Here is a 24,943-nt window from a genome sequence, read left to right on the forward strand (position 1 = left end):
AATATCCTGTGAGGCGGGCGATTCTGTGTGCCTGTCGCGCAACAGTTTGCGTCTGTGGTGCGAAAATGGTATACTATAAGCCACGAGTTCGCGGTTGTGTGGAAAAGTGGGCGTCCCCCACTTTTCTTATTGTTAGCGTGATCATCGGGCGGTTGAGCGGCTGCGCAAGCACGACGCTGAGGATACAATGAAAAGCGATTTTTATGCAGCAATCTCACAGATTGCTTCCGAGCGCGGCATTCCCAAGGAAGCCATTGTCGAAGTCATGGAAAAGGCGCTGGCGACAGCGTATCGCCGGACGCTCGGACCGAGCCCGCCGCCGATGGAGATCTCGGTCAAACTGGACCCGATTACCGGTACGGCGCGCGTCTACTCCGAAAAGCAGGTCGTTGACGATGTCTTCGACGAGCGCTTTGAGATCGATCTGGAGAGCGCCCGCAGGATCAAGCCCGATGTTGAACTGGGCGAGTCGGTCGTGGTCGAGACCACGCCCAAAGATTTCGGTCGGATCGCGGCGCAAACGGCGAAACAGGTCATCCTTCAGGGGATCAAGGAAGTTGAGCGCGAACACATCTATGGCGAGTACATGGACCGTGAGGGTGAACTGGTCACGGCGACCGTGCAGCGCATGGCGAAGGGCAATGTCATTCTCGAAATGGGCAAAGCCGAAGCCATTCTGCCGCCGAAGGAGCAGGTCGAAACCGATCGCTACTACCACGGGCAGCGCCTGAAGGTCTACCTGATGGAAATCCGGCGCGAGGACCGCGGTCCGAAACTGATCGCATCGCGTGCGCACAAAAATCTGATCACGCGCCTGTTCGAGATGGAGGTGCCGGAGATTTATAATGGCACCGTCGAGATCAAGTCGATTGCGCGTGAGCCGGGCATCCGCACCAAGGTGGCGGTCGCAGCGCGGCAGGAGGGCATTGATCCAGTCGGTTCGTGCGTTGGGATGCGCGGCATTCGCATCCAGAACATCGTCAACGAACTAAATGGCGAAAAGATCGATGTCGTGCAGTGGTCATCGAATCCAAAAGAGTTCATCGCCAATGCGCTCTCGCCGGCACAGGTCGTCGAGGTGCAGTTGCGCGACGATGAGCACGCTGCAACGGTTATCGTGCCGGATAAGCAACTGTCGCTGGCGATCGGCAAAGAGGGGCAGAATGTGCGCCTGGCAGCAAAGCTGACCGGCTGGCGGATCGATATCAAGAGCGCGTCGGCGCTGCTCGATGAGGAGCGCGCCGCAGCGGAAGCGCGGGACGCAGCCGAGGCGGAAGCGCTGGCGACCGAGGCAGCGCTGGCGACCGCAAAGGTCGAGACGCGCAAAGTGTACGCCGATGGGACGATCGTGTACCGGAAGCATCGCTACGGTCCGCTTGGCGATGACCTCGTCGGCGAAACGGTGCAACTACGCGCAACGCCGCAAAAACTGTACATCTATCGCGGCGATCGCCTGGTGGCGTCGTACATGCTTGTTGACGATGAGGATGACGAGGTCGAAGGCGAGGAGTAGCGCGGCATGGGTGACGCTGTGACGCAGACGACCAGAAAAAAGCAGAAGGGACCGCGTCCGAAGCATGTGCCGCAGCGCACATGCGTCGCATGTCGCCGTACCGATGCGAAACGCACGTTGATTCGCCTGGTGCGTGACGCCGATGGCCGCGTGCATATCGATCCGACCGGGAAACGGAATGGGCGCGGCGCCTATCTGTGTACCGATCCGGCGTGCTGGGATCAGGCGCTTCGACGTCGTGCTCTGGAGCGTGCGCTGCGAATCGATGCGTTGCATCCAGATGACATTGCAGCGCTTGAAGCATACGCGCGAACGTTGCCGCCGTCGATGGCGGCGGAATAGTCCGGTTGCTTCCTCCGCCAGCATCAGAGCGAAGCATTGCAGAAACGATAGCGCGCGTCAACCGCGAACCTGGCCTGTAGCAAGGAGGAACAACGATGAATAGTATGGATGTTTTTGGGCGTCAGAGCGCCGTTGATGCGCATGATTACAGCCAGGTCGCTGGTGGCGGGCGTGGTCCGGGCGGTTCCGGCGGCGGGCGTGGTCCGGGCAGTCCAGGCAGCGGGCGTGGTCCGGGCGGTCCAGGCAGCGGGCGTGGTCCGGGCGGTCCGGGCGGTGGACGCGGTCCAGGCAGTCCAGGCGGCGGACGCGGTTCGGGTGGTTCGGGTGGCGGACGCGGTTCGGGCGGTTCCGGCGGTGGGCGTGGCAGCGGTCGTGGCGGTGATGGACGCCGGCGCGAAGAAAGTGTGGTCGAAAATGAAGGGGGGCGCAGCAATCGCAGCGGGCGCAGCGCGAGCGCAACAACTGCACGCGCTTCGAGTACGTTAACGCGCCCAACCACGACAGTGCGCGTTCCGGTGCGACCAAAAGGACCGATCGCGTTGCCGGTCTCTATGACGGTGCGTGAGTTTTCGGAAGCGACCGGCGTTGGCGCTTCCGAAATCTTGAAGGCGCTGCTGAAGGCGGGTGTGGTCGCCAATATCAATCAACAGATCGACTATGAAACCGCAGCGGTCATCGCTGCTGATTTTGGCATCGAAACCGTTGAATATGTGCCGCCACAACTGGAGGGGGTCGTCGAGAATATCCGTGATGTGCTCGCGGCGCAGGATCCAAAGGATCTGAAGCCGCGCCCGCCGGTCGTTACGATTATGGGGCACGTCGACCACGGAAAGACGAAACTGCTTGACGCGATCCGTTCGACCCGCGTGGCAGAGAGCGAGGCGGGCGGCATTACTCAGCACATTGGCGCGTATCAGGTCGAATTGCACGGACGGAAGATCACCTTTCTCGACACGCCTGGCCACGAGGCGTTCACGGCAATGCGCGCGCGTGGTGCGCAGGTGACCGACATCGTCGTGCTGGTGGTGGCTGCCGATGATGGTGTGATGCCGCAAACCCTCGAGGCGATCTCACACGTGAAAGCGGCCAATGTGCCCATGATCGTGGCAATCAATAAGATCGATGCGCCGAATGCCAACCCGGATCGCGTGCGTCAACAACTCGCCAATGCAGGGGTGATCGTCGAGCAGTTCGGCGGCGATGTGCCATCGGTCGAGGTTTCCGCCAAACTGAAGAAGAATATCGACGGATTGCTCGAAATTATTCTGCTCGTCGCCGATCTCAATGAGTACAAGGCGAATCCGAATGCGCCCGCAGTAGGCACGATCGTCGAAGCCGAAATGGATCGCACGCGCGGTCCGGTGGCGACGGTGCTCGTGCAGAACGGCACCCTGCGCCTCGAGGATAATGTGCTGGTCGGAGGGACGACCGGTACGATCCGCACGATGTTCAACGATGCCGGGAAACGCCTGCGCTTTGCCGAACCGGCCACGCCGGTGGTTATTCTGGGATTGAATGATGTGCCACAGGCGGGCGATATTCTGCAGGTGATGCCAGACCTGACCGTTGCGCGCGAGATTGCACTGCAACGGCAGCGTAAGCAGCGCATCGAGGCAATGGCAAATACGCGCGGCGTGAGCCTCGATGGATTGTTCAGTTCGATCCAGCAGGGAAAGATCAAGGAACTGAACATCATCCTGAAGGCGGATGTGCAGGGATCGATTGGCGCGATCGAACACGCGCTGAGCCAGCTCAATACCGATGAGGTGCAGATCAGGATTATCCATCGTGGCACCGGCACGATTACCGAGAGCGATGTCAACCTTGCGATTGCATCGCACGCGATTATCATCGGGTTCAATGCTCGCCCCGACCCGGCAGCGCGCCGGCAGGCCGAGCAGTATGGCGTCGATATCCGATTCTACAGCATTATTTACCAGTTGACCGAAGATATCAAAAAGGCGATGATCGGCATGCTGGAACCGGAGTATCGCGAGGTGACCGAAGGGTTCGCCGAGGTGCGCAATACCTTCCGCCTGCCGACCCGTGAGATTGTGGCCGGGTTGTATGTGACCGAGGGTAAGATTACACGCCAGTACAATGTGCGTGTGCTGCGCAACGGCGTCGTCATTCACGATGGCAAGATCGCCAGCCTGAAACGCTTCAAAGACGATGTTCGCGAAGTTCAGTCGGGATATGAGTGTGGCCTGATTGTCGAAGGGTTCAACGACATTACGACCGGCGATACGATGGAGTTCTATCGCAGGGAGCGGGTGGAACGCACTGTATGAGCAAGCGCACCGAACAACTCGGGCACGAGATTCAGCGTATTCTGGGGGAGATCATTCAGTATGAACTGAAAGACCCTCGGATTGGCTTCGCAACGGTCGTCGGCGTCGAAGTGACCGCCGACCTGCAGATCGCGCGGGTGCGGATCTCGGTTATGGGAACGCCGGAGGAACGTCGGGAGACGATGGCGGCGCTCGAACGCGCAAAAGGATTCCTGCGCCGTCGCCTCGCCGAAGAGTTGAATTACCTGCGCTTCGTTCCGGAATTGCGACTGATCCTCGATACGTCGGTCGATTACAGTCTGCATATCGATGAAGTGCTCAGGCGCGCTGCCGCTGAGCGCGCCGGTTCTCAGCCAAACCAACCCGAAGATGATCAATCGGTGGAGTAGTGGCTGACGCAATGGTTTGCCGCGAGAGACTGGTGTGAAATGACGACGGTCGCGTCCCCTGTCGATGTCTATTATAAGAAGCGGATTTCCTATGCCTGCCGTGGTCGAACGTTCGTGTTCGATGTGGCGCATACGCTCTTTTCGTCGTACCAGGTCGATGAGGGGACCGATCTGTTCCTGCGCACCATCACACCGCAACCGCCGCAGACGATCCTCGACCTGGGATGCGGTTGCGGCGTGATCGGGATCGTCCTGGCGAGCTGGTTTCCACAGGCGCGCGTCATTCTCGTTGATCGCGATTTGCTGGCGGTGCGCTATGCGCGCTACAATGCCGCACTCAATCAGACGCCGAACGTCGAGGTGATTGGGAGCGTCGGATTCGAGCACGTTCCGGATCTTCCTTTCGATCTGATCGTCTCCAACATCCCGGCAAAAATCGGCGATGAGGCAATCGAACGTGAGTTCATCCTTGAGCCGCTGGACCACCTCCGACCCGGCGGCGAGTACTGGTTTGTGGTCGTCAGCGGTCTCAATCGCCTGATCCCGGCGCTGGGACGCCGCCATCAGCTGCGTATGAAGGAAGTCAAAAAACGTGCCGGACATACGGTGTATCATCTTCACAGGACGCCTGCATGATCTTCAATGATCCCGCCCTCTTTGCAGCGCCGCTTGCTGAACGGATCGCCGCTGCGCAGCATATTCTCATTCTGACTCATATCAACCCCGATGGCGATGCGGTCGGCGCTTCCCTCGCAGTCTGGCACGTACTTGGCGCGCTGGGCAAGCAACGCACGGCGATCCTGACGCCGCCTATTCCAGGCTATGCCGGCTGGCTCCCCGGCGCCGATCAGATTGTGCTCTATCAGTCGGGTATGGCGCTGCCGCCTGCCGATCTCGCCATCCTGGTCGATACCGCCCACCTGACTCGTATCGGTCCGATCTACGATGAGCACGCGGCGACCCTGGCGACATTGCCTGTTGTCGTCATCGATCATCACGTGACGAATGATGGCGGCGCCACCCTCAATCTGGTCGATCCCGACTCGGCATCGACGTGCGATCTGCTCTATCGCCTGTTTTGCGCGATGGGGGCGCCGATCACCAACGCGATTGCCACCTGCCTGTTGCTTGGGTTGACCACCGATACGCAGAGTTTTCAAACAAATGCCACCCGTCCGGCGTCGCTGCGCGCGGCTGCGGCGCTCCTCGAAGCCGATGCCGACCATGCGCAGATTGTGCGCGCGGTGTACTATGGGCTGCCTGCGAGCAGCGCGGCGTTGATGGGGCGTGCACTCGCCGGTCTCCGTTGCGAACACGGCGTTGTCTGGACAACGGTTGAGAAGCGTATGTTTGAGGAAACCGGCGCTGAAGAAGAAGCGGCGGACGAGGTGATACGGGTGTTGCAACGGATCGGCGAGGCGCGGGTGATGGCCTTGTTCAAGGAGCGCTCCGACGGCACAACGAAGATAAGCCTGCGGGCGCGGACGCCGCTGAATGTGGCAGCGATTGCGCAACGCTGGGGCGGCGGCGGGCACGCGCAGGCGGCTGGCGCCAATCTGCCGATGACGCCCGCCGAAGCTGCGATGGTCGTCGTTCCTTTGCTCAAGGAATTAGCAGCGTCCAACGCGTTGTGAGCCGAATGCCTGCCATGCATGACTTCACTGCAAAAAGCTGTAACCACAAAGGGCACAAAGGGACACAAAGGACATGCGCTTCATGGTTCTTCCCCTTCGTGCGCTTCGTGTCCTTGGTGGTGAAGCCTTTGTGCAGTGGACTCATAGCATGGACCGCATCGGTTCCGTATTAACCACGAAACCACGAAGGGCACAAAGGGACACAAAGGACATGCGCTTCATGGTTCTTCCCCTTCGTGCGCTTCGCGTCCTTGGTGGTGAAGCCTTTGTGCAGTGGACTCATGCATGGTTTTCTCAACATCGACAAGCCATCCGGCATGACCTCGCACGATGTCGTGGCACGGATCCGGCGGTTGAGCCGGCAACGACGCATTGGGCATGCTGGAACGCTCGACCCGGCAGCGACCGGGGTGCTGGTGGTTGCGCTCGGCGGAGTGACGCGGTTGGTTGAGTATGTGCAGCACCGGACGCTCAAACGCTACCTGGCGACGGTATGCCTGGGAGTGACGACCACAACCGACGATGCCGATGGTGAGATCATCGCACGGCAGCCGGTCCCGCCGCTCGATGCCGCAATCATCGAGCAGGCGCTGGCGCCGTTGCGGGGGATAACCTGGCAAACGCCGCCGATGTACGCGGCGCTGCACTACCAGGGGCGTCGCCTGTATGAACTGGCGCGCGCCGGGGTGACGGTCGAAATGCCACCGCGCCAGGTGCATATCGAGCGACTCGAAGTAGTTGAATATAATTCGCCTCTGCTGACGCTCGATGTGGTATGCAGCAGTGGCACATACATTCGCGCACTGGCACGGGATCTGGGTGTAGCGCTGGGATGCGGCGCGCATCTCACAGCGCTCCGGCGCACGGCGGTGGGCGCCTTTCGTGTCGAAGACGCGATACCGCTCGATGTGCTGGAAGAGGAGGCGCCTGCCGACGTGCACGAGGCGCTGCGTCGGCGGCTCTTGCCGCCAGAGATTGCGGTTGCAGACTGGCATGCCCTGCGCCTCGATGAAGAGCAGGCCCGCCGGATCCGGCACGGTCTCGCGATTCCTGCTCCGGCTGATGCGCCATCACAGGCGCGTGCGCACGCTCCCGATGGTGCATTGCTGGCGTTGTTGCGGTATGATGGCAGTCATTGGCGCCCGATAAAAGTATTCGATTGGACTGATGCATGAAGATTGTTCACGGTCTCCCGCAGCCGATCAACGAATTGCCGACGGTGCTCACAATTGGCGCTTTCGATGGCGTCCATCGCGGGCATGCCCATCTGATCAGCGCAACGGTGCAGCGCGCGCGCGCCTTTGGACGACAGGCGGCAGTGCTGACCTTTGATCCGCACCCGGATGTCGTCGTGCGTCCGGGCAATGAACGTCCTACCCTGACGACGATTACCGAGCGCGCAGAGTTGATCGCCGCTCTTGGCGTCGATCTGATGATTGTCATACCGTTCACCACCGAGTTGATGGCGCTCACGGCACACGAGTTCATGGCGCGTATCTGCGGCGCACTGGCACTCCGCGAACTCTGTATCGGTTGGGACTTCACCCTGGGACGCGGACGTGAGGGGAACGCCAATCGCCTGGCAGCCATCGGTCAGACGTTGGGTTACACGGTGCATCGCGTCGAGCCGTTTCTGCTCAACGGCGAAGTTGTCAGTTCAACGCGCATTCGCGCTGCGCTGAATGCCGGTGATATTGTGGCCGCGAACCGGCTGCTGGGCTACCCCTACGGTCTACGCGGTCCCATTGTCGAGGGCGACCGGCGCGGGCGCACGATTGGCTTTCCGACTGCCAACATCAATGTTGATCCGCGCCGCATGCTGCCATCACACGGCGTGTATGTCTGCCGCGCCGTGCTCAACGGCGTCACCTATGGAGCAGTGGCCAACGTCGGCGTGCGCCCGACATTCGATGGAACACGACGGACGGTTGAGGCGTACCTGCTTGACTTCAGCGGCGAAGTCTACGGCGAAGAGTTGCGGCTGATGTTTCTGCATCGGCTGCGCGGCGAGCAAAAGTTCGACGGCATTGCGGCGCTGGTGGCGCAGATCACCTGCGACGTCGCTGCTGCGCGCGCGTGGCTGGAGGAACATGAGGGAGGACAATGATGCTGAGTCCGGTCAACGTTCCTCATACGCTCATCAGTAAACACTATGTGAGTCTGAGCGACATAAGTCGCCTCGATCATCAACTCTTCCAACGCTTCAAAAGTAAGTTTGTCGTTCAACCATCGCTTTCTCGTCTTCTTGTCAGTTTTCAGGCGAATAAAACCAGACCTGTGTATCGATGGTATAAGTTCAAGGAGGCATTCTCAGCTTCTCTGGTTGAGTATTTGTTTTCTCACTATGGTATCGTCCAGGGAAGAGTCCTTGATCCATTTGCAGGCAGCGGCACGACTTTGTTTGTAGCGAGTTCGCTGGGACTGGACGCAGATGGTATTGAATTACTTCCCATCGGGCAAGAAATCATTGTAACCAAACAAATCCTTGACATAGAGTTTACGCCCGAAGACTTTGAAAGACTGCGCTACTGGGCGGAAGAGAAGGTTTGGAATATGTCGGAAGTGCGGATTGCCCTGCCAGAGTTTCGGATTACAAGGGGGGCTTACTCTGAAAAAACGAAAGAAGCTATCGAAAGGTATGTTGGCGCCCTGCAGCAAGAGAATAGCAGAGTTCAGACTGTTCTACGCTTCGCTTTACTCTGCGTTCTGGAGTCGATCAGTTTCACTCGAAAGGATGGTCAATATCTTCGTTGGGACTATCGATCCGGTCGCACACAAGGCAAAAAGATTTTCGATAAAGGTGTCGTTCCTGGGTTTGATCAGGCAATTTGTGGTAAGATAAACGAAATTATAGCAGATGCTGCTCCTGTTTATCAAAAAAGCTTTTTTTCGCCGAAAAGAGGAAGGGGGAGATTCGATTGTATGATGGCTCTTGTCTTCGAATATTGCCCGAATTGCCGGATGGCGTCTACGACGTTATTATGACCTCTCCTCCTTACTGTAATCGCTATGATTACACACGCACATATGCATTGAAACTGGCGTTGCTGGGTATCAGTGAGCAAAGGCTATCGAAACTTCGACAGGAGATGCTCAGTTGCACGGTAGAGAATCGGGCAAAAGACCTGTTAAGTATTAATCCGACATGGATAACGGCGCTATCTGCTGCAGAAGAGCAAGAACTATTACAATCTATTCTAAAGTATCTCGAGGATCAGAAAACGGCAGGTCTTTCGAACAACAATGGTATTCCCAGAATGGTTAGAGGTTATTTTTATGAAATGGCGTGCATCATTGCAGAATGTGCACGGATTTTGAAACCTAATGCGATGTTATTTATGATCAACGATAACGTTCGCTATGCGGGTGCAAGTATTTCAGTAGATATGATCCTTTCTGACATTGCCGAGAAGTTGGGCTTTCATACGGAAAGCATCCTTGTTTTGCCAGGCGGCAAAGGAAATAGCAGTCAACAGATGGGTGAGCACGGACGTGAAGAGTTGCGTAAATGCATTTACGTTTGGAGAAAGATATGATGTCCTTCCCTCCTTATCAACGTCATCTTGCTTCCAGTGATGATCTCGTCACAAGCTACGAGGCGACACGTGCAGGGTTTGTAGCCCTCGCGCTTGAAAAGAATCGTCGTGCAACGCTTATGTTGCCGAAGCGCGAGCATTGCAGGCGGCTGCATCACAAGCCAGAACGCCTGCTGACCTGCGCACTCTCCCTGGCATAGAAGCGGGTCTCCTCGCAGCAGCGGGCGTATCTGATAAGGCTCTGGTTCATCTCCAATCAGAAGATAAGCGAATGGCTATTCATGGTCTTATCGAAAATTTTCTTGAGCCAGCGGGCGAGAAGTTCGTTGAAGAACTGGTGTTCCGGTTTCTACTGACGCGCGGTGACACGCTTGGCGGTTCAATGCGGAACATCGGCGGCGTCCTGGCGCAGAGGAAACTGACCCGGGCCATCATAGCAGCGCTGCGAATTGCTGGCATCAGTTATAAATGGCGGTATTCAAAGACGAAGCAGTGGATTGATATGAATGCTAATGACCTGGATATTGAATTGTCATTAAGTGGATTGAATTGGGAAAACAATGGTCAGTCGCGCAATCCGATCTACAATCTTCTCGTACCTTTGATGGGGAACAACGTGGATATGTGTTTGTTCAATCTTGACCCTGATGCGCTTCAAAATACGGAGTATAAATCTGCCGATTCCTACGTCGCTTTGGGTGAACTTAAGGGCGGCATCGATCTCGCAGGCGCAGATGAGCACTGGAAAACGGCACGAGCAGCGCTTGATCGTATTCGTGAGGCATTTGCAAAGACAAGCCATGCTCCGTATACTTTCTTTATAGGGGCGGCGATTGAAAAGAAAATGGCTGGCGAGATTTGGGATCAATTACAACAGGGGCTGCTGACCAATGCGGCTAATCTCAATAAAGATGATCAGGTCACATCCATTTCGATGTGGTTGTGCGCGCTATAAGCCCTATCAAAGGCAAAAAGCCTGACCCACAACGCTACTGTTATGCTCTCTCCGTGCCTTCGTGCCTTTGTGTGAGTCGTCCAAAAGGTGAGGCGCTCCGCTTTCTATCAGTCAGACATCGCCCATGAGTCTTGTTGAAACCATTCGCATCGCCCTGAACAGCCTGTCTGCCAATAAACTGCGTTCGGCGCTCACGATGCTCGGCATTATTATCGGCGTCGGTGCGGTGATTACCCTTCTTGCGCTCGGCGGCGCGATCCAAACGCTGGTGACGCGCGAATTGCAGGGGTTGGGATCGAACCTGGTTTTTGTGTTCCCCGGAACCAATGACCCTGAACAGAACCGGCGCGTGCCGCCGCGCCTGACGAATGAGGATGTTGCGGCGCTCGCCGATTCGCTCAACGTTCCGGCCGCCGCCGCCGTGACGCCGCAGTTGACCCGTGGCGCACTGATCGTCTACTCTGGCGCCAGTTTTGATGGGCGCGTCGCCGGGGTGACGCCCAACTATCCGCAGGTGCGCAATGCCAGGGTGTCCAGCGGTCGGTTCTTCGATCAAACCGAACTCGATCTGCGCTCGCGTGTGGCGGTCATTGGCGCCGATGTGCGCACGTCGCTCTTCCCCGACGAAGACCCGATTGGGAAGCGGATTCGCATCAATGATGTCAGCTTCGAGGTGATCGGCGAAATGGCGCCGCGTGGCGGCAACTTCGGTCCCAGCGAGGACAATCTGGTGTTCGTGCCGATCTCCACGGCGCAGACGCGCCTGTTCCCGCCGCCGCCGGGCGCTTTGAGCCGGATCGATGTGAGCGTGGTCTACATCCAGGCGATTGATGAACGCAGCATCGATGATGTGATCGATCAGGTGACCGACGTGCTGCGCCGTCGGAACGGGTTGACCTTTCAGGACAACAACTTTACGATTGTGACGCAGCAGGACCTGATCGCTTCGTTTGGCACGATCACCGGCGCTTTGACTGCATTTCTGGGCGCTATTGCGGCGATCTCGCTATTGGTTGGCGGGATCGGCATTATGAACATCATGCTCGTCTCGGTAACTGAACGTACCCGCGAAATCGGGCTGCGCAAGGCGGTCGGCGCGCGGCGACGCGACATCCGGTTTCAGTTCGTTATCGAGGCGACGATGCTGAGTCTGCTCGGCGGACTGCTCGGCATTGCCCTTGGCTATGCGCTCTCGGCGCTGGGAACGGCGCTGCTGCAAGGGGTGGCGGAAGGCGCCGAGGCGCGCGTGCAACTCGATGCCATTCTACTCGCCACACTGACCTCTATTGCGGTCGGGTTGATCTTCGGCATCTATCCTGCTATTCGCGCCTCGCGCCTGAACCCAATCGATGCGCTGCGGTATGAGTAAAACGTTCAACGTTGGACGTTCAACGCTACCAACACCACCGTCTCCTCATCCGCATACGCCTCGCGCCATCGATCAGGGCGGGAGCGGACATATTCCAGCAAAGGCTTCTGTTCTTCGACGCTCAGCATCATGCCGTCGATGGCGTACTTCGCCAGCAGCGCCTCGACATCGACGCCCTGACCGAGCAGAATGTAGTCACGCCACTGGTCGTAGGGGTATAACTCGATCCGCGGATCGATGAAGACTTTCTGCTCCGGCGCTGCCCAGATCAGATACGACCCGTAACTCATCGCGTGAAACAGCCGCTGGGGGCGCTGCGGCAGGCTCTGAAGCGCCCGCGTCGCCTCCACCGGCGTGCCTTTTGCCAGCAGCGCGCCGACTTCCGGCGGCAGCAGCGCCGGTTTGACCCATGGTGAGCCGATCAGCAACAGAGTCGCCAGCAGACCGATGAGCGCAGCATTCATTGCTGGAACGCCCTGAAACCGTCGGGGGGGCGGCGGCGGCAGCAAGGTGGCCGCCTGCGTCGCCAGGAGCGGCGTCGCCACGAACCCCAGCCAGACGATGTTGCGCGTGGCGCCGAGCGCCAGCCACAGGAACGCGCCGAATAACAAGAGATCGGTCGGGTTGGGTCTGGAGCGCGCGTAGATCATCACCAGCGCAGTCACAATGACGAACAGGAAGAAAATCGCGCCATTGATGTCGCGGATGGTCGGCGGCGACCATTCGGTGACCAGTTCGGTCACCTGGCTGCTGCCGATCAGATTCGTCACGTACCCGAGCACCTCGACGCCGCGCGGATTGAGCAGCGTTGCAAGAGCCGCCGCCGCTCCCCACCCAATGAGCGATGTGTCGATAACGCCGGGAGATAAACCTCGCTCACGCCAGCGCCGGATCGCTTCGCCTGTGAACACAAGACCGATCAATGCAAAACCCAACACAAACGAGCCGTGCATATTGACCCACAGTGCCATGAGGATCGGCAACAGCCACAAACGACGCGCCATGCCGAGGCGATATTCGGTCAATACCGTCAGATACCCGGCGAAGAGCGGGAATACATACGTTTGTGGGCGCACTGTCCAGTTATCGAACGAGAGCGGCAGCGTCGCCAGCAACAGAATGGCGACACTCAAGCGCACCCGGTTGGTGCGCAGGATGCAGAGGCGCAACAGGATGCCATACGCGAGCGTCAGCACCAGCGCCTGCACGACGATGATCAGCGGCAAGCCGCCGATCCGATGCAGCAACGCCATCAGGAGTTGCGCCAGCCATCCCTGGTTGAAGAATGGCTCGCCAGCGCGTGTGTAGGAGAACAGGTCAACCTGCGGGATCGTTCCGCTTTCGACAATGATGCGCCCGTTCGCCATATGCCACCAGAAGTCGTGTGGTGGAATGGGGGTCAGCAGCGGACGCAATGCAATGAGCATGAGTGCTGTGGCGATATAGACCTGATCGAGCGTTGGGCGCAAGCGCGCCTGTTGTTCCGAAACCGATTCCAGCGTCGAAGTCGAAGGCATGGTCGGACCCGTCACCTTTCACGACGATACACAATCGAGAAACGATCTTCGTACTCAACAATCCAGTTGGGATCACGGGCAAGCGCAGCAACCAGCGGCGCCTGCCGTGATCGACTGAGCAACGTCCGTTCGATGCCGTAGCGTTCCATCAATGTTGCATAATTGCGCGCCTCGCCGATGGCAAGGTAATCTTCCCACAGGGTGAGTGGGTAGAGTTCGACGCGCGTATCGACAAACACCTCTGGTTCGGGAAGCGTCCAGATCAGGTACGAGCCATACGCCATGTCGTTGAACAGCCGTCCGCCAGAGTGATCGCGCAGGTATGCCGCAGCGCCGACCGGCGTGTCGGCGCTGTAGAGCAGCGGTGCGCCGGGAACATCAGCGAACAGCGCCCGGTACGGCGCTGGCAGAGCAAGCAACGGCTTGAACGGCGGTTGCAGCGCCGCCACCCCAACGACCAGCGTGAGCGCAAGAACACCCGCAAACGGATCACCGCGCTGCGGAGTTGGACGCGCCGCAGGACGCGCCATGCACTGCGCCAGCATCGGCATCACCAGCATGCCGAACCAGACCACATATCGCATCCCGCTCCACGCCAGCCAGAGGAAAGCGCACAGCAGAAGAGTGTCGGTCAGGTGCAGGCGGCGGCGACCAAGCGCCAGCGCTGCTATCAGCAGCAGTGTTGCCAGAAAGAATGCCTGCCCTGCCAGACTCCGCACTGTGGGCGGCTGCCACTCGTTCACCAGCCCCTGACTCGGCGGATCGGTCAGCAATTTCAGCACATACCCGAAAATATCCACGCCGATCGGGTTTACCACCGTTGTTGCCAGAGTCGCACCTGCCGTCGCCGCCAGCGCCGCCAGCCGTCGCAGGGCGGGTGCATCCGGCTGGCGCAATAGTATCCGTGCTCCTTCGCCGACGCACGAGAGTGCGAGCAACGCCAGACCGAGCACAAACGACCCGTGAGCATTGACCCAAAAAATCATCAGCGGTGGAAGTGCCAGGAGCGCGCGCCATCCGACCTGCCGCGCCGTGTAGGCGCCGAGGATGGTGACATACGCCATAAACGGCGCCCATGCCCAGTTCTGTGGTCGCGTCGTCAGATTGTTGATCGTCATTACTCCGGCAAGAAAGACTGCCAGACCTGCCAGGCGCCAGGAGCCACTGCGCCGACGGGCATCGAGCAATACCAGTGCAAATGCGAGCGTGCCCAGGAAGTTGCGCGCCAGTACCGGACCCTGCAAACCGGCGAGCAGGTAGGTTTGATAGAACAGCCAGTCGCCGAGCCATGCAGCGTAGACGAAGGGTTGATCGCGCGGAACCGTCCAGGCGAACATATTCGTGCGCGGCACACCAGACTCAGCGACAATCCGCCCGATCCGCAGATGCCACCAGAAATCGTGCGGGTCGGTAGGGGCGAGTGCAATGAGCGCCGCGACGAGCGCCAGCGGCATCAAGGCGTACAGGTGAGCAAGTGAGGGCAGGATCACTCTACCGGTCGGTCGAGGAACTGCGGCATCAGTCGTATTCATTGCTATTTTGCTACACTCTTGCGCCGCGATTGTGATCGTAGCGCGCATAGTATGCTGAGTATAATAGACTGGCGTCGGCAGAGCAACTGCGCTGGCTCTGGTTCGCTGTGCATCGACAAGGAGACGCCATGACATTGCTGCAACCAACGACACGACGACAGAGAACCTCAGATGTCGTGCTCGCTGATTGTACGGTGGTTATTCCCACCTACAACGAGCGCGAGAACATTGCCGAACTCATCCAGCGCATTCTGGAGGGATCACGCTTTCGGGTGCTGGTCGTTGACGACAACTCGCCCGACGGCACCGCTGCGGTTGTTGCCGAACTGGCTGCCGACGAACCGCGCGTCGGATTGTTGCTCCGCCCGGAGAAGCGCGGGTTGGGCAGCGCCTACGTCGCAGGGTTCCGCCGCGCGCTTGACGAAGGCGCCGCGTTCATCTGCGAGATGGACGCCGACTTTTCCCACGATCCCTCGTATCTGCCGCAGTTGCTGGCGGCTGCCGAAACGCGCTACGACCTGGCGCTCGGTTCACGCTACGTTCCAGGCGGCGGCACGACCGACTGGGGGATCATTCGGCAACTGATCAGTCGCGGCGGCAACCTGTACGCCCGTGCCATTTTGGGGTTGCCGGTCATGGATGCCACCGGCGGCTTTCGTTGCTACCGGCGGCGCGTTCTGGAAACCATCAACCTGGACGACATCCAATCGAATGGCTATGCCTTCCAGATCGAACTGGTATACCGAACCTTGCGCGCCGGTTTTCGCATTGGCGAGCTGCCGATCATCTTTCCAGACCGGCGGGTTGGGCGTTCGAAGATGTCGAAGCGTATTGTGCTCGAGGCGCTGATCAATGTCTGGCGTCTCAGGTTCCGCAAGTTGTGAGTGTCATACCAGGGCGGCTTTCAGTCAGACGAGGTGGTCGCGTGTTCGTTGTGCCAGGCGCACCGGTCAACGCGCACCGGCAGGCGTGTCGTGGATCGCAGTCCGCCCTGGCGCGGGCTTCACCGGGCGATGCCGGATTCTTTGCTCAAACACTTGGCCAAATGACCGCGTATTAGTATCAGATGCGCGGCGCAGGCGCCGGGCTGAGCCTGTCGCAGCCCGACGACGTCTCAGACTCCACAAACTGTGAATGCCCGATGTGCGAGTGGTATAATATCCAACAATTGAAGATAGACTCGGGAGGCCGCTATACCGATGACTGACGCCCCTCCGTCTCTCAAAGAACTCTACGACAAAGCGAATGCCGACCTGGAAAAAGCGCGCCGCGAACTGACCGAGATCGAAGCGCTCCTGCGCCAGACATCGAACGAAGTCGAAAAATTGCAGCAGCGCGAGTTGACGGTCTCGAACCGTCTTCGTGATCTGGACGTCAATATTGATCGCTACAGCAAAGCCGACGTTAAGAATTTTTATGCGTCTGTGCAGGAAGTGCAGATGCGCCTTCTGACCATGCGGAGCCAGCTCGAGCAACTCCAGTACCGTCAGCAGGCGACCAAGCAACGTCAGAGTCTGTTATTCGAACTGATTACCTCTCTGGAACCATTCCTTGGCGCTGCCACGCCCAGCGGCAACGCGGCGGGAATGGTGGGCGGCGACCAGTTGATCGCCGACATCATCCAGGCGCAAGAAAAGGAGCGTCTGCGTATCTCATTGCAGATGCACGATGGCCCTGCGCAGTCGATGAGCAACCTGGTGCTGCGTGCCGAAATCTGTCAGCGGCTGCTCGACCGTGACCCCGAAATGGCGCGCGCCGAACTGAGCGCACTCAAAAATGCCATTAACACCACGCTCCAGGACACGCGCCGTTTCATCTTCGACCTGCGACCGATGATCCTCGATGACCTTGGTCTGGCGCCGACCCTGCGCCGGTATGTGCAGCAGGTCAGCGAGAAGAACAAACTCGAGATCAACCTGATGGTGCAGAACCTGGATATGCGGTTGCCTTCGCACTACGAAGTCGCCATCTTCCGCTTCATCCAGGAAGCGCTCAACAATGTCATCAAGCACGCAAACGCTTCCCAGGCGCGGGTGCTGGTTGGCGTCCGCGACGATGTTGGCGGAGTGCGCGTGATCCATGTATCGGTTGAAGATGACGGTAGCGGGTTTTCTGTGAGCGAGGTGCTGTCCGACGAGAGTGGACGGCGCAACATGGGCATCGCCACCCTGCGCCAGCAGGTCGAAACGCTCCTCCGTGGCGAATTCGGCATCGAAAGCGCTATTGGGCGCGGCACGCGCGTCGAGGCGTTGATTCCGCTGCCTGTGGGGTAGGGTATGAGTTAGGGGGTAAGGGCTAATTCTCATTGCACTCCTTGAACCCCTAACTCCTAATCCCTAACCCCTAATCTCTAACCCCTATCATCCTCCACCGTCCTGCCCAAGAGTCCTACCAGTTCAGTAAGAAAGTATTCACGGAGTACCGTCTTTTTTTGGGACTGATTGCCTATTGAGAACCAGAGATTGAACACCTATACTGTAACCGTGGTTCATTTAGTTCTACCCAATTTCTAAGGAGGTCTCGCAATGGTTCGCAGCTTTTTCGCCAAGGAAGAAGGCCAGGGTCTGGTTGAGTACGCACTGATCCTCGTACTGATCGCCATCGTCGTCATCGGTATCCTGACCCTGCTCGGCAGCCGCGTCAGCCAGGTCTTCAGCCAGATCAACAGTGGTCTGACCCGCTAAGTCGCGGTTCGTTCACGGCGGAGCATCGCCCCTCCGGGTTATCCAGGGGGGCGATGATTTTTTAATTACCCAGCAAGGATTGCCGCGAGCGCAGCCTTGGTGTCGGCGAGGCTGGGGAGCGCTGCATCGGGTGCGTGGGCGCGCAGCTCTTCAACACTGAACGGACCGGTCGCAACCGCCACAGCCCGCGCGTTGGCAGCGCGCGCACAGGCAATATCGTTCGGCGTATCCCCAATCACCACAATATCAGCGTTCGCAAAGGCGCGCCGGTAGCGCTGAGCGGCGCGTGCGGCTGCAATCGGCGCCAGGTCGATCCGGCGTGGGCTGTCGCTGCCATAGGCGCCGCTGTCGAAATCGAAGAACTCCGCCAGTCCCATCAGATCGAGTTTGAGCCGGGCAATCGGCGCAAGGTTGCCCGTGAGCAGCGATTGGACCACTCCCCTGGCGCGCACATGCTGCAGAACGTCGATCACTCCATCGAGCACCCGCCCGCGGGTACGAAACGCCTCCGCCCACTCGCTGAGGATGTCGAGGTACGTTGCAGTAAACACGTCCAGTTGACCGAGGAGTTCCGCTGCCGGACGGTCGGGAAATGTTTCGAGAATAATCTGTTGATCGGTTTTACCGGCGTAGGCGCGCCGCTCATTGTCGGAAGGGCGACCATAGACGCGTGTCATCGCGGCGCGCATTGCTTCACCGGCGACGCCGCCGCTGTACAGCAGCGTGCCGTCGATGTCCCACAGGATCAATTTGTGCATCATTACGGTTATTGTGATGGCTGATAACGTGGCGCCGGCGGCGCAGGCGGGATCGGATCAAGTCCCAGGAGCGGCGCGAGTGGACCGACGAGGCGATCCACGAGCCATCCCAGACGCTCGAACTGCGGACCAAGTTCTGTATCCTTGAGCGGAATCTCCACCGGCACGTTGAGACGCACCGGAATGGTGACATCATCGAGCGGAATGTCCATCTTGAGCGCGATGCGCAGCGGTGTGCCTTGGGGAAGCGTCAGGCGGATATTGTTGGCGCGCAGCCGGTTGCCGTTGCCGAGGTCGATGTCGGCGCCGCTCAACTGCAACGGCACCGGTTCCACCAGCGTGACTGTCGTCTGCTGGTCGACCGGAACGACCACACCAGCGCCTTTCAGCGGCAGGGGTTGGTCGAGCGGGATGGTCGTGCGAATCGTAGCGCCTTGCAAACCCGCGACGATGCTCCGCAGCTCGGCGACATTATCGGCGGCAAATCCCTGACCGAGCACGGCGGTTGCTGCGATCTGCTGCCGCCACTGGATCAGAAACCCGACCAGCAACAGCACCACCGTCAGGAGGACAATGTTCATGATAAACGACGTCACAATCAACGCCTTCCAGAACGACGTCAGGCGCGATTCGCGCTGAATTCGCCCGCTACCCGTCTGCACCTGCGTTTGATTGCGCGATCGACCGAACAACAACGTCGGACGCTGGCGCGGTGCCAGCGATGTAGACGAGGTATTCGTCGATGGACGTTCAGATGCAGTGCGGTGGGTCTGCGTATCAGCCATCTGGAAGCCTCCTTTGTGTGCAAGATTGGAACGGTGGCGCAAACGCATACCTTCGTCAGTATATACCACCGTATGTGGTAAAGCAAGACTCCATCTACTTTTTCTTGACCAGTTTCCAGCAGTTGTATCCGCTGCGGGTCCGCCGGTACCGCAGCGAGTCGAGCGCGGTGCGGGCGATGAACAAGCCATACCCGCTTTCGGGCAGCATTGCGATGTCGGGCTTGTGATCAGGAGCGTTGTAGGCGGACGGGAGCGGCTCGTAAGGCGCGCCGTGATCGATCAAGAGCGCTTCGACACGATCAGGAAAAAGACGCAACCGCACTCGCAACGGTCGCTCGGTTGCGGTCATCGGGTAGGCATGCCGTAACCCGTTTGCCGCCGCCTCTGCCAGCGCCGTCGTGAAGAGGTGTCGCCACATTTCGGGGGGCAATCGATCAATGCGCGCAGCGTCGTTCCAGAAGCGGTCGATCATGTCATGGAGCGCATCAAGTCCCTCGTCGATCGTCTGTGTGGCGACATATGCTTCAATCAGCAGCGATCTGGGAGTAGCCAGCGTGCGCCTCCTCGATCGTCTCGTAAGGTCGCAAGACCCGCTCCAGCATTGTCAAATTGAGCAATGCGCGCACCTGTTGGTTGGCGCGCGCAATTCGCAAGTCACCACCTGCCTGCCGCGCAGCCTTCAGCCCGCTGATCAACGCGCCAAGCCCGGAACTATCAATGAAACCAACGCGATCCAGATCGAAGATCAATCGTCGGTGCCCACCGGCAATCAGGTCAGCCAGTTGTTGCTTGACCTCCGCCGCTGTCAACAGGTCGAGGCGACCATCCATTCGCACGATGGTGATCCCGTCATCACCAGACTCGCTGTGGAGTGACATGGTGTGCTCCTGTTGGCGGGTGAGACCCGCCTTAAGTACCGCTTCCATTTGATGCGATCCCCGTCAGAGTGACATGGTGTGCTCCCGTTGGCGGGTGAGACCCGCCCGTCCTCCTGTGCTCCGGTCGGGGCGAGTCTGCGACCCGCCCTACTGGTCGGGGCGGGTCTGAGACCTGCCCGTACAGAATAGCGCCGATGGATCAGAGATGATCAGGGATACGCTGCTGCCGTCTGCGGCTGTTCCTGCTCCTCCGGTTGATAAAGCGCCGCGTCGATGACGACGCTCAACATAAGTAAATCATACCCGACCCAGAAGACGTTGACCAGTGTTGGAATCCCGTCCATTTGGAGACCAAGCGCCAGGCGCGCCATTCCCCAGATTGCCGACAGGGTCAGCGCCGCCATCGTAATCGCCTGGAGACGAACCAGGCGTAGTTGCCCCCAGATGTGCAGCCCTCCCTGCCGCACCTTTGGCGTGACGACAAACCCCAGCGGTCGACCGGCGTACACGTTGCCGATGGCGCTGATTACCGCCTGAATCCAGAGCGGGAACAGCGCCAGGCTGTACTGGCGACCGCGCCAGATCGCCCGCTTCCAGCCCGCGACGGCGAAGACCAGTTCATTCGTTATCAGGTATGGGACGAGCCGCCAGAAGAACTCTTCCGCTTGCGTGCGCACCGGCAGCATGCCAAAGATGAGATAGAAGATCGGTGCAGAAAGGTAGATCACAACGAAAAAGCCCGAAAGGTAACTCCACATCGTGGCAAAGTACATCAGGCGCTGCCCCAGGCTTAATCCCGGCACGAAGAGCGGGTTCTCGCGCAACAACACCTGAATGGTGCCCTGCGCCCAGCGGAGACGCTGCTGGAGTGCCGAGCGCAGGTCCTCCGGCGCCAGCCCGCGCGCCAGGATTTCGTCATGGTAGACCGAACGCCATCCGGCTGCGTGGAGCCGCATAGCCGTCGCCATGTCCTCGGTGACCGAGATGGTTGCCAGCGGCATCACCGGTTGCGCCTCGTCGGCGCGATCCACGTCCACCGCCAGCAGGAGTTCGCGCACCGTGGCGATGGCAGCCAGTGGCGAGCGTTCACGCACGGTCAGTGCGTGCAGGATGCTGTCGTCATCGAGAGATCGGCTCAGGCAGGTCGTCAGGTCCTCATCAGCGTCGAGACCCGGAATGGTTGCGACTTCTGCGCGCAGGCGCGCCAGGTCTTCGGCGACGAGCGGACGCGCTACTACGGCTGCGCGCTGCTGAAAATACCAGGTCACTTCCTGGATTGGTCGCCCTTCGCGCAGCATCCGCTGACTCGCGCGCACCGCCGCCTGGAGTTTATCGATTGCCGCCCGTAGTGCGCCATTTTCAACGGTTTGAGTCTGGCGAACGGCGATGCGCAGCATAGCGTCGGCAGTGCGCAGGGCGCGCACCACGCGCAATTCCAGGTCGCGCACGTAGTTGGCAATGCCGATCTGCATGAGCGCTTCGCGCCGCAGCACGGCGTTGGAACCGCAGAAGAACGCAGCATTCCAGCCATCCTTGCCCTGCATGATCGGTCCATAGAAGAGTGGCGCCTGACTGCCGAGCGGATCATCCGGCGGGACGTTGTAGAACCACTGCGGCGTCTGCACCAGCGCCACCCGTTCGTCGGCGAAGTAGCCCAGTGTGCGATCCAGAATGTCGGGTGATGGGATCTGATCGGCGTCCAGCACCAGGATAAATTCGCCATTCGTCTGGCACAGCGCGTTGTTCAGGTTGCCTGCTTTCGCGTGGCGTTGCTTCCCCTTCCACTCCTCGGAACGCACCAGGTATCCGATGCCGATCTCTTTCGCCATGGCGCGCATCGCCGGCGAGTTACCGTCGTCGAGCAGGTAAGTGCGATGAGGGTAGCGAATGTCGCGCGCGGCGATGGCGGTTTCGCGCACAATCGCCACCGGTTCGTTGTAACAGGTGATGAAGACATCGACTGTGGCGTTGGGAAGCGGCGGCGGAGGTTCGCCGCGCTGTTTCAGGCGCCAGAGGGTCAACCCGAACAGCCATGCATCGATATAACTGTATGTTTCGGCAATGACCAGACCCAGAGCGATGGGCTAGGCTGCCCAGTTGATGGTGGCAGTGTAGCGCCAGCTCAGGTAGAGGAAGCCAAGGAGCAGATTTGCCGCAACCAGAACGCGCAACAGCCCCAGACGCAATTCCGCGCGCAAGTCGGGATCGGCGGGCAACACTGCTTGCACAAAGCGACTCATCATCCTCTCCGTCGCATGCGCCCACGCACCTGAATGGTCAGCAGAATGACGAGGGCGCTCAGGAATGCGCCAAGCAGAACAGCGCCGGCGATCTGCCAGCCGGGAAGCCGCTCGATGAGCGGCGTCTCGATCTGCGGTGTCAGATTGGACGGCGGCAACGCATCGGTTGCGGCAGGACCGGTCTGTGGCGGTCCGCCACGCCGGATCAGCGCAACCGGACCGCGGAGTTGTTCGAGCGTCTCGCGTTGTTCGAGCGCGGCGATCCCAAGGATAAGGTCATCTGGCGTAGCGCCGTCAATGATCAACAATCCGGCATCCCGTTGTCACGGGGAAGGACCCAGGATCAGGCGGGAGTGACCGGTTTCGCCCGGTCGATAGACTGCCAGTTGCGGCGAGGTGGAGCGATCTGGCAGGCGAGCGATTGCCTCGGCGCTGAGTGGGTTGCGTTCTGCTCCCCCGATGAGAATAAGATGGCGTCCGTTGCGGTCGTCCATTTGATCGGCGGTGATCAGGCGTGGCGGCGGCAGCGCATCGGCGTCGGCCCAGCGACCAAGTGCTGCCATCAGGCGCAATCCCGCAGCGCGTTCTTCCACAGTGGGTTGTTGCGGCAGCACAACATCCAGCGGCAGCGACGCATCGACACTCAGCAGCGGTGCAGGAAAACGTCCTAGGTCGAAGGCTGAACTGACGCTGTGTGGAAGACGCCAGGCGGAGGTAGAGAGGAGCGTGGCGCGCAAGCCATCGCCGTCCACGACAACGCATCCTCTCTCTGGCGGATCAAGAAACAGGCGCACGGTCAGGTCGAGATGACGCACTGATCGACCGTCGAGCGTGGTAGTCAGCAGATCGGCGGGAAGCGCAAAGGTGTACCGATGCGGATGTGTTCCGTCTCTGTGAAGCGATTGCGCTCCCAGGTCGATGCCATTGACGCTCGCGGCGATCCACGAGGTTTCCAGGCGCACCGCAGGCGTCGCCTCGACATCGAGGGTCAGCATACTGCCGTCGCGCAAGAGCCACGCGGCTGGACGGTCGAATGTCAGATCAATCCGGTGCTCGCCAGGACCGCTGACGGTGCGGGATGCAACGCCGAGTTGGGCGAAACTGGCGGCGCCGTTTGTCCAGGGCAACGGTGATGATGCCGGCACGGGCGCGCCGGTTACTGCCACATACGCGCCATTCAGCAACGCGCGTCGTGCCGGGTCGTTCAGTGTTTGGGCAGCCAGACGCACCGCCGATGACGTCGCGCCGGTCACAAGCAGGCGTGGCGCACCGCTTCCAGCCAGCGCCAGCACGCCATGATCGTCGGGGATAGGGACGCTGGCGAGGGTCAAGGTGCGTCCGTCCCAATCGACGACGCTCTGCGGCAGCATCGGCGCCAGCGCGGGGGCGCTGCCAACAATGACAACCGCGCGGTCGGGAGGCGTTGTGAACACCTCCAGCCGGGGATCGACGCGGATTGCGGCAGCACGACGCCCCAGTTGAAACGCGACCAGTCCGGCAGCGTCGAGTTCTTCCGCTGATTGGTCGGAAGGAATGACCAGTGCCAGCGGCCAGCGATTGGCGGGAGGCGGCGCGAATAGCCGGTCGAACTGTTCAAGGCGGTAGGCGCCAGTCGGTTGGGTTGGCAGCACCAGCCGCGAGTCACTGTGAATGGTCGTCCACAACGCCGGATTGCGCGTCTCCTCGCACTCATCGCGGGTCAGGCGCATATGAAAGCGCACCTGGACGAAGAAACCATCGCCGCCGAACGCTGCGAGCGGCAGCGGGACGGTGAGCATTGCACGTTCGCGGTTCTCTGGAGTCAGGCGCACGCTTTGCACCGACAGACCGTTGACGATAATCGTCATGGTTGAGCGTTCGGGTTCGAGCAACGGTGAGTGACTGTAGACCAGTTCCAGGCGCGCGCCGTCGAGCGGTTCTTCGCCTGCGGGAACCGGGAAGAAATAGTCCAGCGCGCCATACATCGTCCGTGCCGTGCGGTCGCCGTAGCCAAGATCGGCAAAGCGGTAGGCGACGTCGGACTGCGTCTGCGCCACAGAAGGGGTTACGGAAGACGCAGCGATCATTGCGAGCGCGCCCAGAAACAGCAGCGCCCAAGCCAGGCTCAGCAATGTATGGGCTTGACATCTTCGGAACGTGTGCATGGATTTGTCTTCCACGAAGGGCACGAAGCGGCACGAAGCCGTTGCCTCTCCGAACTGTATGGTTCTGCGCGCTGCTGGCGGGTACGCGCCGCCGCTCAGCTCGCGCCAGGGCATGGTCCACGAAGGGCGCGAAGCGGCACGAAGCCGTTGCCTCTCCGAACCTTTCTTGGGACTTCGCCGCCGACGCTTTTCATACATCCTGCGCGAAGCGGCACGAAGCCGTTGCCTCTCCGAACTGTATGGTTCTGCGTGCTGCTGGCGGGTACGCGCCGCCGCTCAGCCCGCGCCAGGGCATGGTCCACGCAGGACACGAAGCGGCACGAAGCCGTTGCCTCTCCGAACCTGTATGGTTCTGCGTGCTGCTGGCGGATACGCG

At 59.8% G+C, this 24,943-nt stretch carries 24 protein-coding genes and 1 pseudogene; 15 read left to right on the forward strand and 10 right to left on the reverse strand.

Features of this window, described 5'->3' with window-relative positions; genetic code table 11:
* Nucleotides 1–187 precede the first annotated feature (187 nt).
* The 12 genes and pseudogenes from nusA to AC3EA7_RS03300 all read left to right on the forward strand — a co-directional run bounded on the left by nusA (nt 188) and on the right by AC3EA7_RS03300 (nt 12,029).
* A complete protein-coding gene (gene nusA, locus AC3EA7_RS03245) occupies nt 188–1,513 on the forward strand; it encodes a transcription termination factor NusA (protein ID WP_488612592.1) in 1,326 nt (441 codons plus the stop codon).
* Nucleotides 1,514–1,519: 6 nt separating this feature from the next.
* On the forward strand, nt 1,520–1,855 hold the full coding sequence (rnpM, locus tag AC3EA7_RS03250) for an RNase P modulator RnpM (RefSeq protein ID WP_488612593.1): 336 nt from the start codon (nt 1,520–1,522) through the stop codon (nt 1,853–1,855).
* A 95-nt stretch (nt 1,856–1,950) separates the two neighbouring features.
* A complete protein-coding gene (gene infB, locus AC3EA7_RS03255; protein WP_488612594.1) occupies nt 1,951–4,146 on the forward strand; it encodes a translation initiation factor IF-2 in 2,196 nt (731 codons plus the stop codon).
* A complete protein-coding gene (gene rbfA / locus AC3EA7_RS03260; protein ID WP_488612595.1) occupies nt 4,143–4,535 on the forward strand; it encodes a 30S ribosome-binding factor RbfA in 393 nt (130 codons plus the stop codon). The genes infB and rbfA overlap by 4 nt, the downstream gene beginning before the upstream one ends.
* A gap of 39 nt (nt 4,536–4,574) precedes the next feature.
* Nucleotides 4,575–5,171 carry a class I SAM-dependent methyltransferase gene (locus tag AC3EA7_RS03265; RefSeq protein WP_488612596.1) on the forward strand — a complete coding sequence of 199 codons (597 nt, stop codon included), beginning with the start codon at nt 4,575–4,577 and terminating at the stop codon, nt 5,169–5,171.
* Entirely contained in the window at nt 5,168–6,169 is a 1,002-nt protein-coding gene (locus AC3EA7_RS03270) for a DHH family phosphoesterase (RefSeq protein ID WP_488612597.1), read from the forward strand. The genes AC3EA7_RS03265 and AC3EA7_RS03270 overlap by 4 nt, the downstream gene beginning before the upstream one ends.
* 281 nt (nt 6,170–6,450) lie before the next feature.
* Nucleotides 6,451–7,344, forward strand: coding sequence for a tRNA pseudouridine(55) synthase TruB (gene truB / locus AC3EA7_RS03275; protein ID WP_488612598.1), 894 nt, complete (start codon nt 6,451–6,453; stop codon nt 7,342–7,344).
* Nucleotides 7,341–8,276: a bifunctional riboflavin kinase/FAD synthetase gene (locus AC3EA7_RS03280; protein ID WP_488612599.1), complete on the forward strand. Its 936-nt coding sequence runs from the start codon at nt 7,341–7,343 to the stop codon at nt 8,274–8,276. Before truB ends, AC3EA7_RS03280 begins: the two co-directional genes overlap by 4 nt.
* Entirely contained in the window at nt 8,273–9,154 is an 882-nt protein-coding gene (locus tag AC3EA7_RS03285) for a DNA methyltransferase (protein ID WP_488612600.1), read from the forward strand. Before AC3EA7_RS03280 ends, AC3EA7_RS03285 begins: the two co-directional genes overlap by 4 nt.
* Nucleotides 9,151–9,705: a hypothetical protein gene (locus AC3EA7_RS03290; protein ID WP_488612601.1), complete on the forward strand. Its 555-nt coding sequence runs from the start codon at nt 9,151–9,153 to the stop codon at nt 9,703–9,705. The genes AC3EA7_RS03285 and AC3EA7_RS03290 overlap by 4 nt, the downstream gene beginning before the upstream one ends.
* Nucleotides 9,705–10,660: pseudogene (locus AC3EA7_RS03295) on the forward strand (AvaI/BsoBI family type II restriction endonuclease). Before AC3EA7_RS03290 ends, AC3EA7_RS03295 begins: the two are co-directional and overlap by 1 nt.
* Nucleotides 10,661–10,784: 124 nt before the next feature.
* The gene (locus AC3EA7_RS03300; protein ID WP_488612602.1) at nt 10,785–12,029 is read left to right on the forward strand and encodes an ABC transporter permease; all 1,245 of its coding nucleotides are present in this window, start codon (nt 10,785–10,787) and stop codon (nt 12,027–12,029) included.
* A 5-nt stretch (nt 12,030–12,034) separates the two neighbouring features.
* Here the strand turns inward: AC3EA7_RS03300 and AC3EA7_RS03305 are convergent, their stop codons facing one another.
* On the reverse strand, nt 12,035–13,546 hold the full coding sequence (locus AC3EA7_RS03305) for a hypothetical protein (RefSeq protein WP_488612603.1): 1,512 nt from the start codon (nt 13,544–13,546) through the stop codon (nt 12,035–12,037).
* Nucleotides 13,547–13,557: 11 nt separating this feature from the next.
* Nucleotides 13,558–15,078, reverse strand: a complete 1,521-nt coding sequence (locus tag AC3EA7_RS03310) for a hypothetical protein (RefSeq protein ID WP_488612604.1) — start codon at nt 15,076–15,078, stop codon at nt 13,558–13,560.
* Nucleotides 15,079–15,206: 128 nt separating this feature from the next.
* Between AC3EA7_RS03310 and AC3EA7_RS03315 the strand changes: the two genes are divergently transcribed.
* The 3 genes from AC3EA7_RS03315 to AC3EA7_RS03325 all read left to right on the forward strand — a co-directional run bounded on the left by AC3EA7_RS03315 (nt 15,207) and on the right by AC3EA7_RS03325 (nt 17,762).
* On the forward strand, nt 15,207–15,962 hold the full coding sequence (locus tag AC3EA7_RS03315; RefSeq protein WP_488612605.1) for a polyprenol monophosphomannose synthase: 756 nt from the start codon (nt 15,207–15,209) through the stop codon (nt 15,960–15,962).
* A gap of 315 nt (nt 15,963–16,277) precedes the next feature.
* A complete protein-coding gene (locus AC3EA7_RS03320) occupies nt 16,278–17,351 on the forward strand; it encodes a sensor histidine kinase (protein WP_488612606.1) in 1,074 nt (357 codons plus the stop codon).
* A 252-nt stretch (nt 17,352–17,603) separates the two neighbouring features.
* Nucleotides 17,604–17,762 (forward strand): Flp family type IVb pilin, encoded by a 159-nt coding sequence (locus tag AC3EA7_RS03325; RefSeq protein ID WP_273239382.1) that lies wholly within the window; start codon nt 17,604–17,606, stop codon nt 17,760–17,762.
* 65 nt (nt 17,763–17,827) lie between these two features.
* On the opposite strand, the gene AC3EA7_RS03330 is transcribed toward AC3EA7_RS03325, so the two are convergent.
* From AC3EA7_RS03330 to AC3EA7_RS03365, 8 genes are all read right to left on the reverse strand, one after another.
* Nucleotides 17,828–18,523: an HAD family hydrolase gene (locus tag AC3EA7_RS03330; protein WP_488612607.1), complete on the reverse strand. Its 696-nt coding sequence runs from the start codon at nt 18,521–18,523 to the stop codon at nt 17,828–17,830.
* 5 nt (nt 18,524–18,528) lie between these two features.
* A complete protein-coding gene (locus AC3EA7_RS03335; RefSeq protein ID WP_488612608.1) occupies nt 18,529–19,305 on the reverse strand; it encodes a hypothetical protein in 777 nt (258 codons plus the stop codon).
* 94 nt (nt 19,306–19,399) lie between these two features.
* Nucleotides 19,400–19,777, reverse strand: coding sequence for an ATP-binding protein (locus tag AC3EA7_RS03340; protein ID WP_488612609.1), 378 nt, complete (start codon nt 19,775–19,777; stop codon nt 19,400–19,402).
* Between the two features lie 52 nt (nt 19,778–19,829).
* Entirely contained in the window at nt 19,830–20,183 is a 354-nt protein-coding gene (locus AC3EA7_RS03345) for an STAS domain-containing protein (RefSeq protein ID WP_488612610.1), read from the reverse strand.
* Between the two features lie 209 nt (nt 20,184–20,392).
* Nucleotides 20,393–22,204 (reverse strand): glycosyltransferase family 2 protein, encoded by a 1,812-nt coding sequence (locus tag AC3EA7_RS03350; RefSeq protein ID WP_488612611.1) that lies wholly within the window; start codon nt 22,202–22,204, stop codon nt 20,393–20,395.
* A 63-nt stretch (nt 22,205–22,267) separates the two neighbouring features.
* Nucleotides 22,268–22,423 carry a hypothetical protein gene (locus AC3EA7_RS03355; protein ID WP_488612612.1) on the reverse strand — a complete coding sequence of 52 codons (156 nt, stop codon included), beginning with the start codon at nt 22,421–22,423 and terminating at the stop codon, nt 22,268–22,270.
* Nucleotides 22,423–22,731 carry a hypothetical protein gene (locus AC3EA7_RS03360; protein ID WP_488612613.1) on the reverse strand — a complete coding sequence of 103 codons (309 nt, stop codon included), beginning with the start codon at nt 22,729–22,731 and terminating at the stop codon, nt 22,423–22,425. Before AC3EA7_RS03360 ends, AC3EA7_RS03355 begins: the two co-directional genes overlap by 1 nt.
* A 15-nt stretch (nt 22,732–22,746) precedes the next feature.
* The gene (locus AC3EA7_RS03365) at nt 22,747–24,534 is read right to left on the reverse strand and encodes a cellulose biosynthesis cyclic di-GMP-binding regulatory protein BcsB (RefSeq protein ID WP_488612614.1); all 1,788 of its coding nucleotides are present in this window, start codon (nt 24,532–24,534) and stop codon (nt 22,747–22,749) included.
* Between the last annotated feature and the right edge of the window lie 409 nt (nt 24,535–24,943).

It is taken from the genome of Roseiflexus sp. (genome assembly GCF_057785375.1).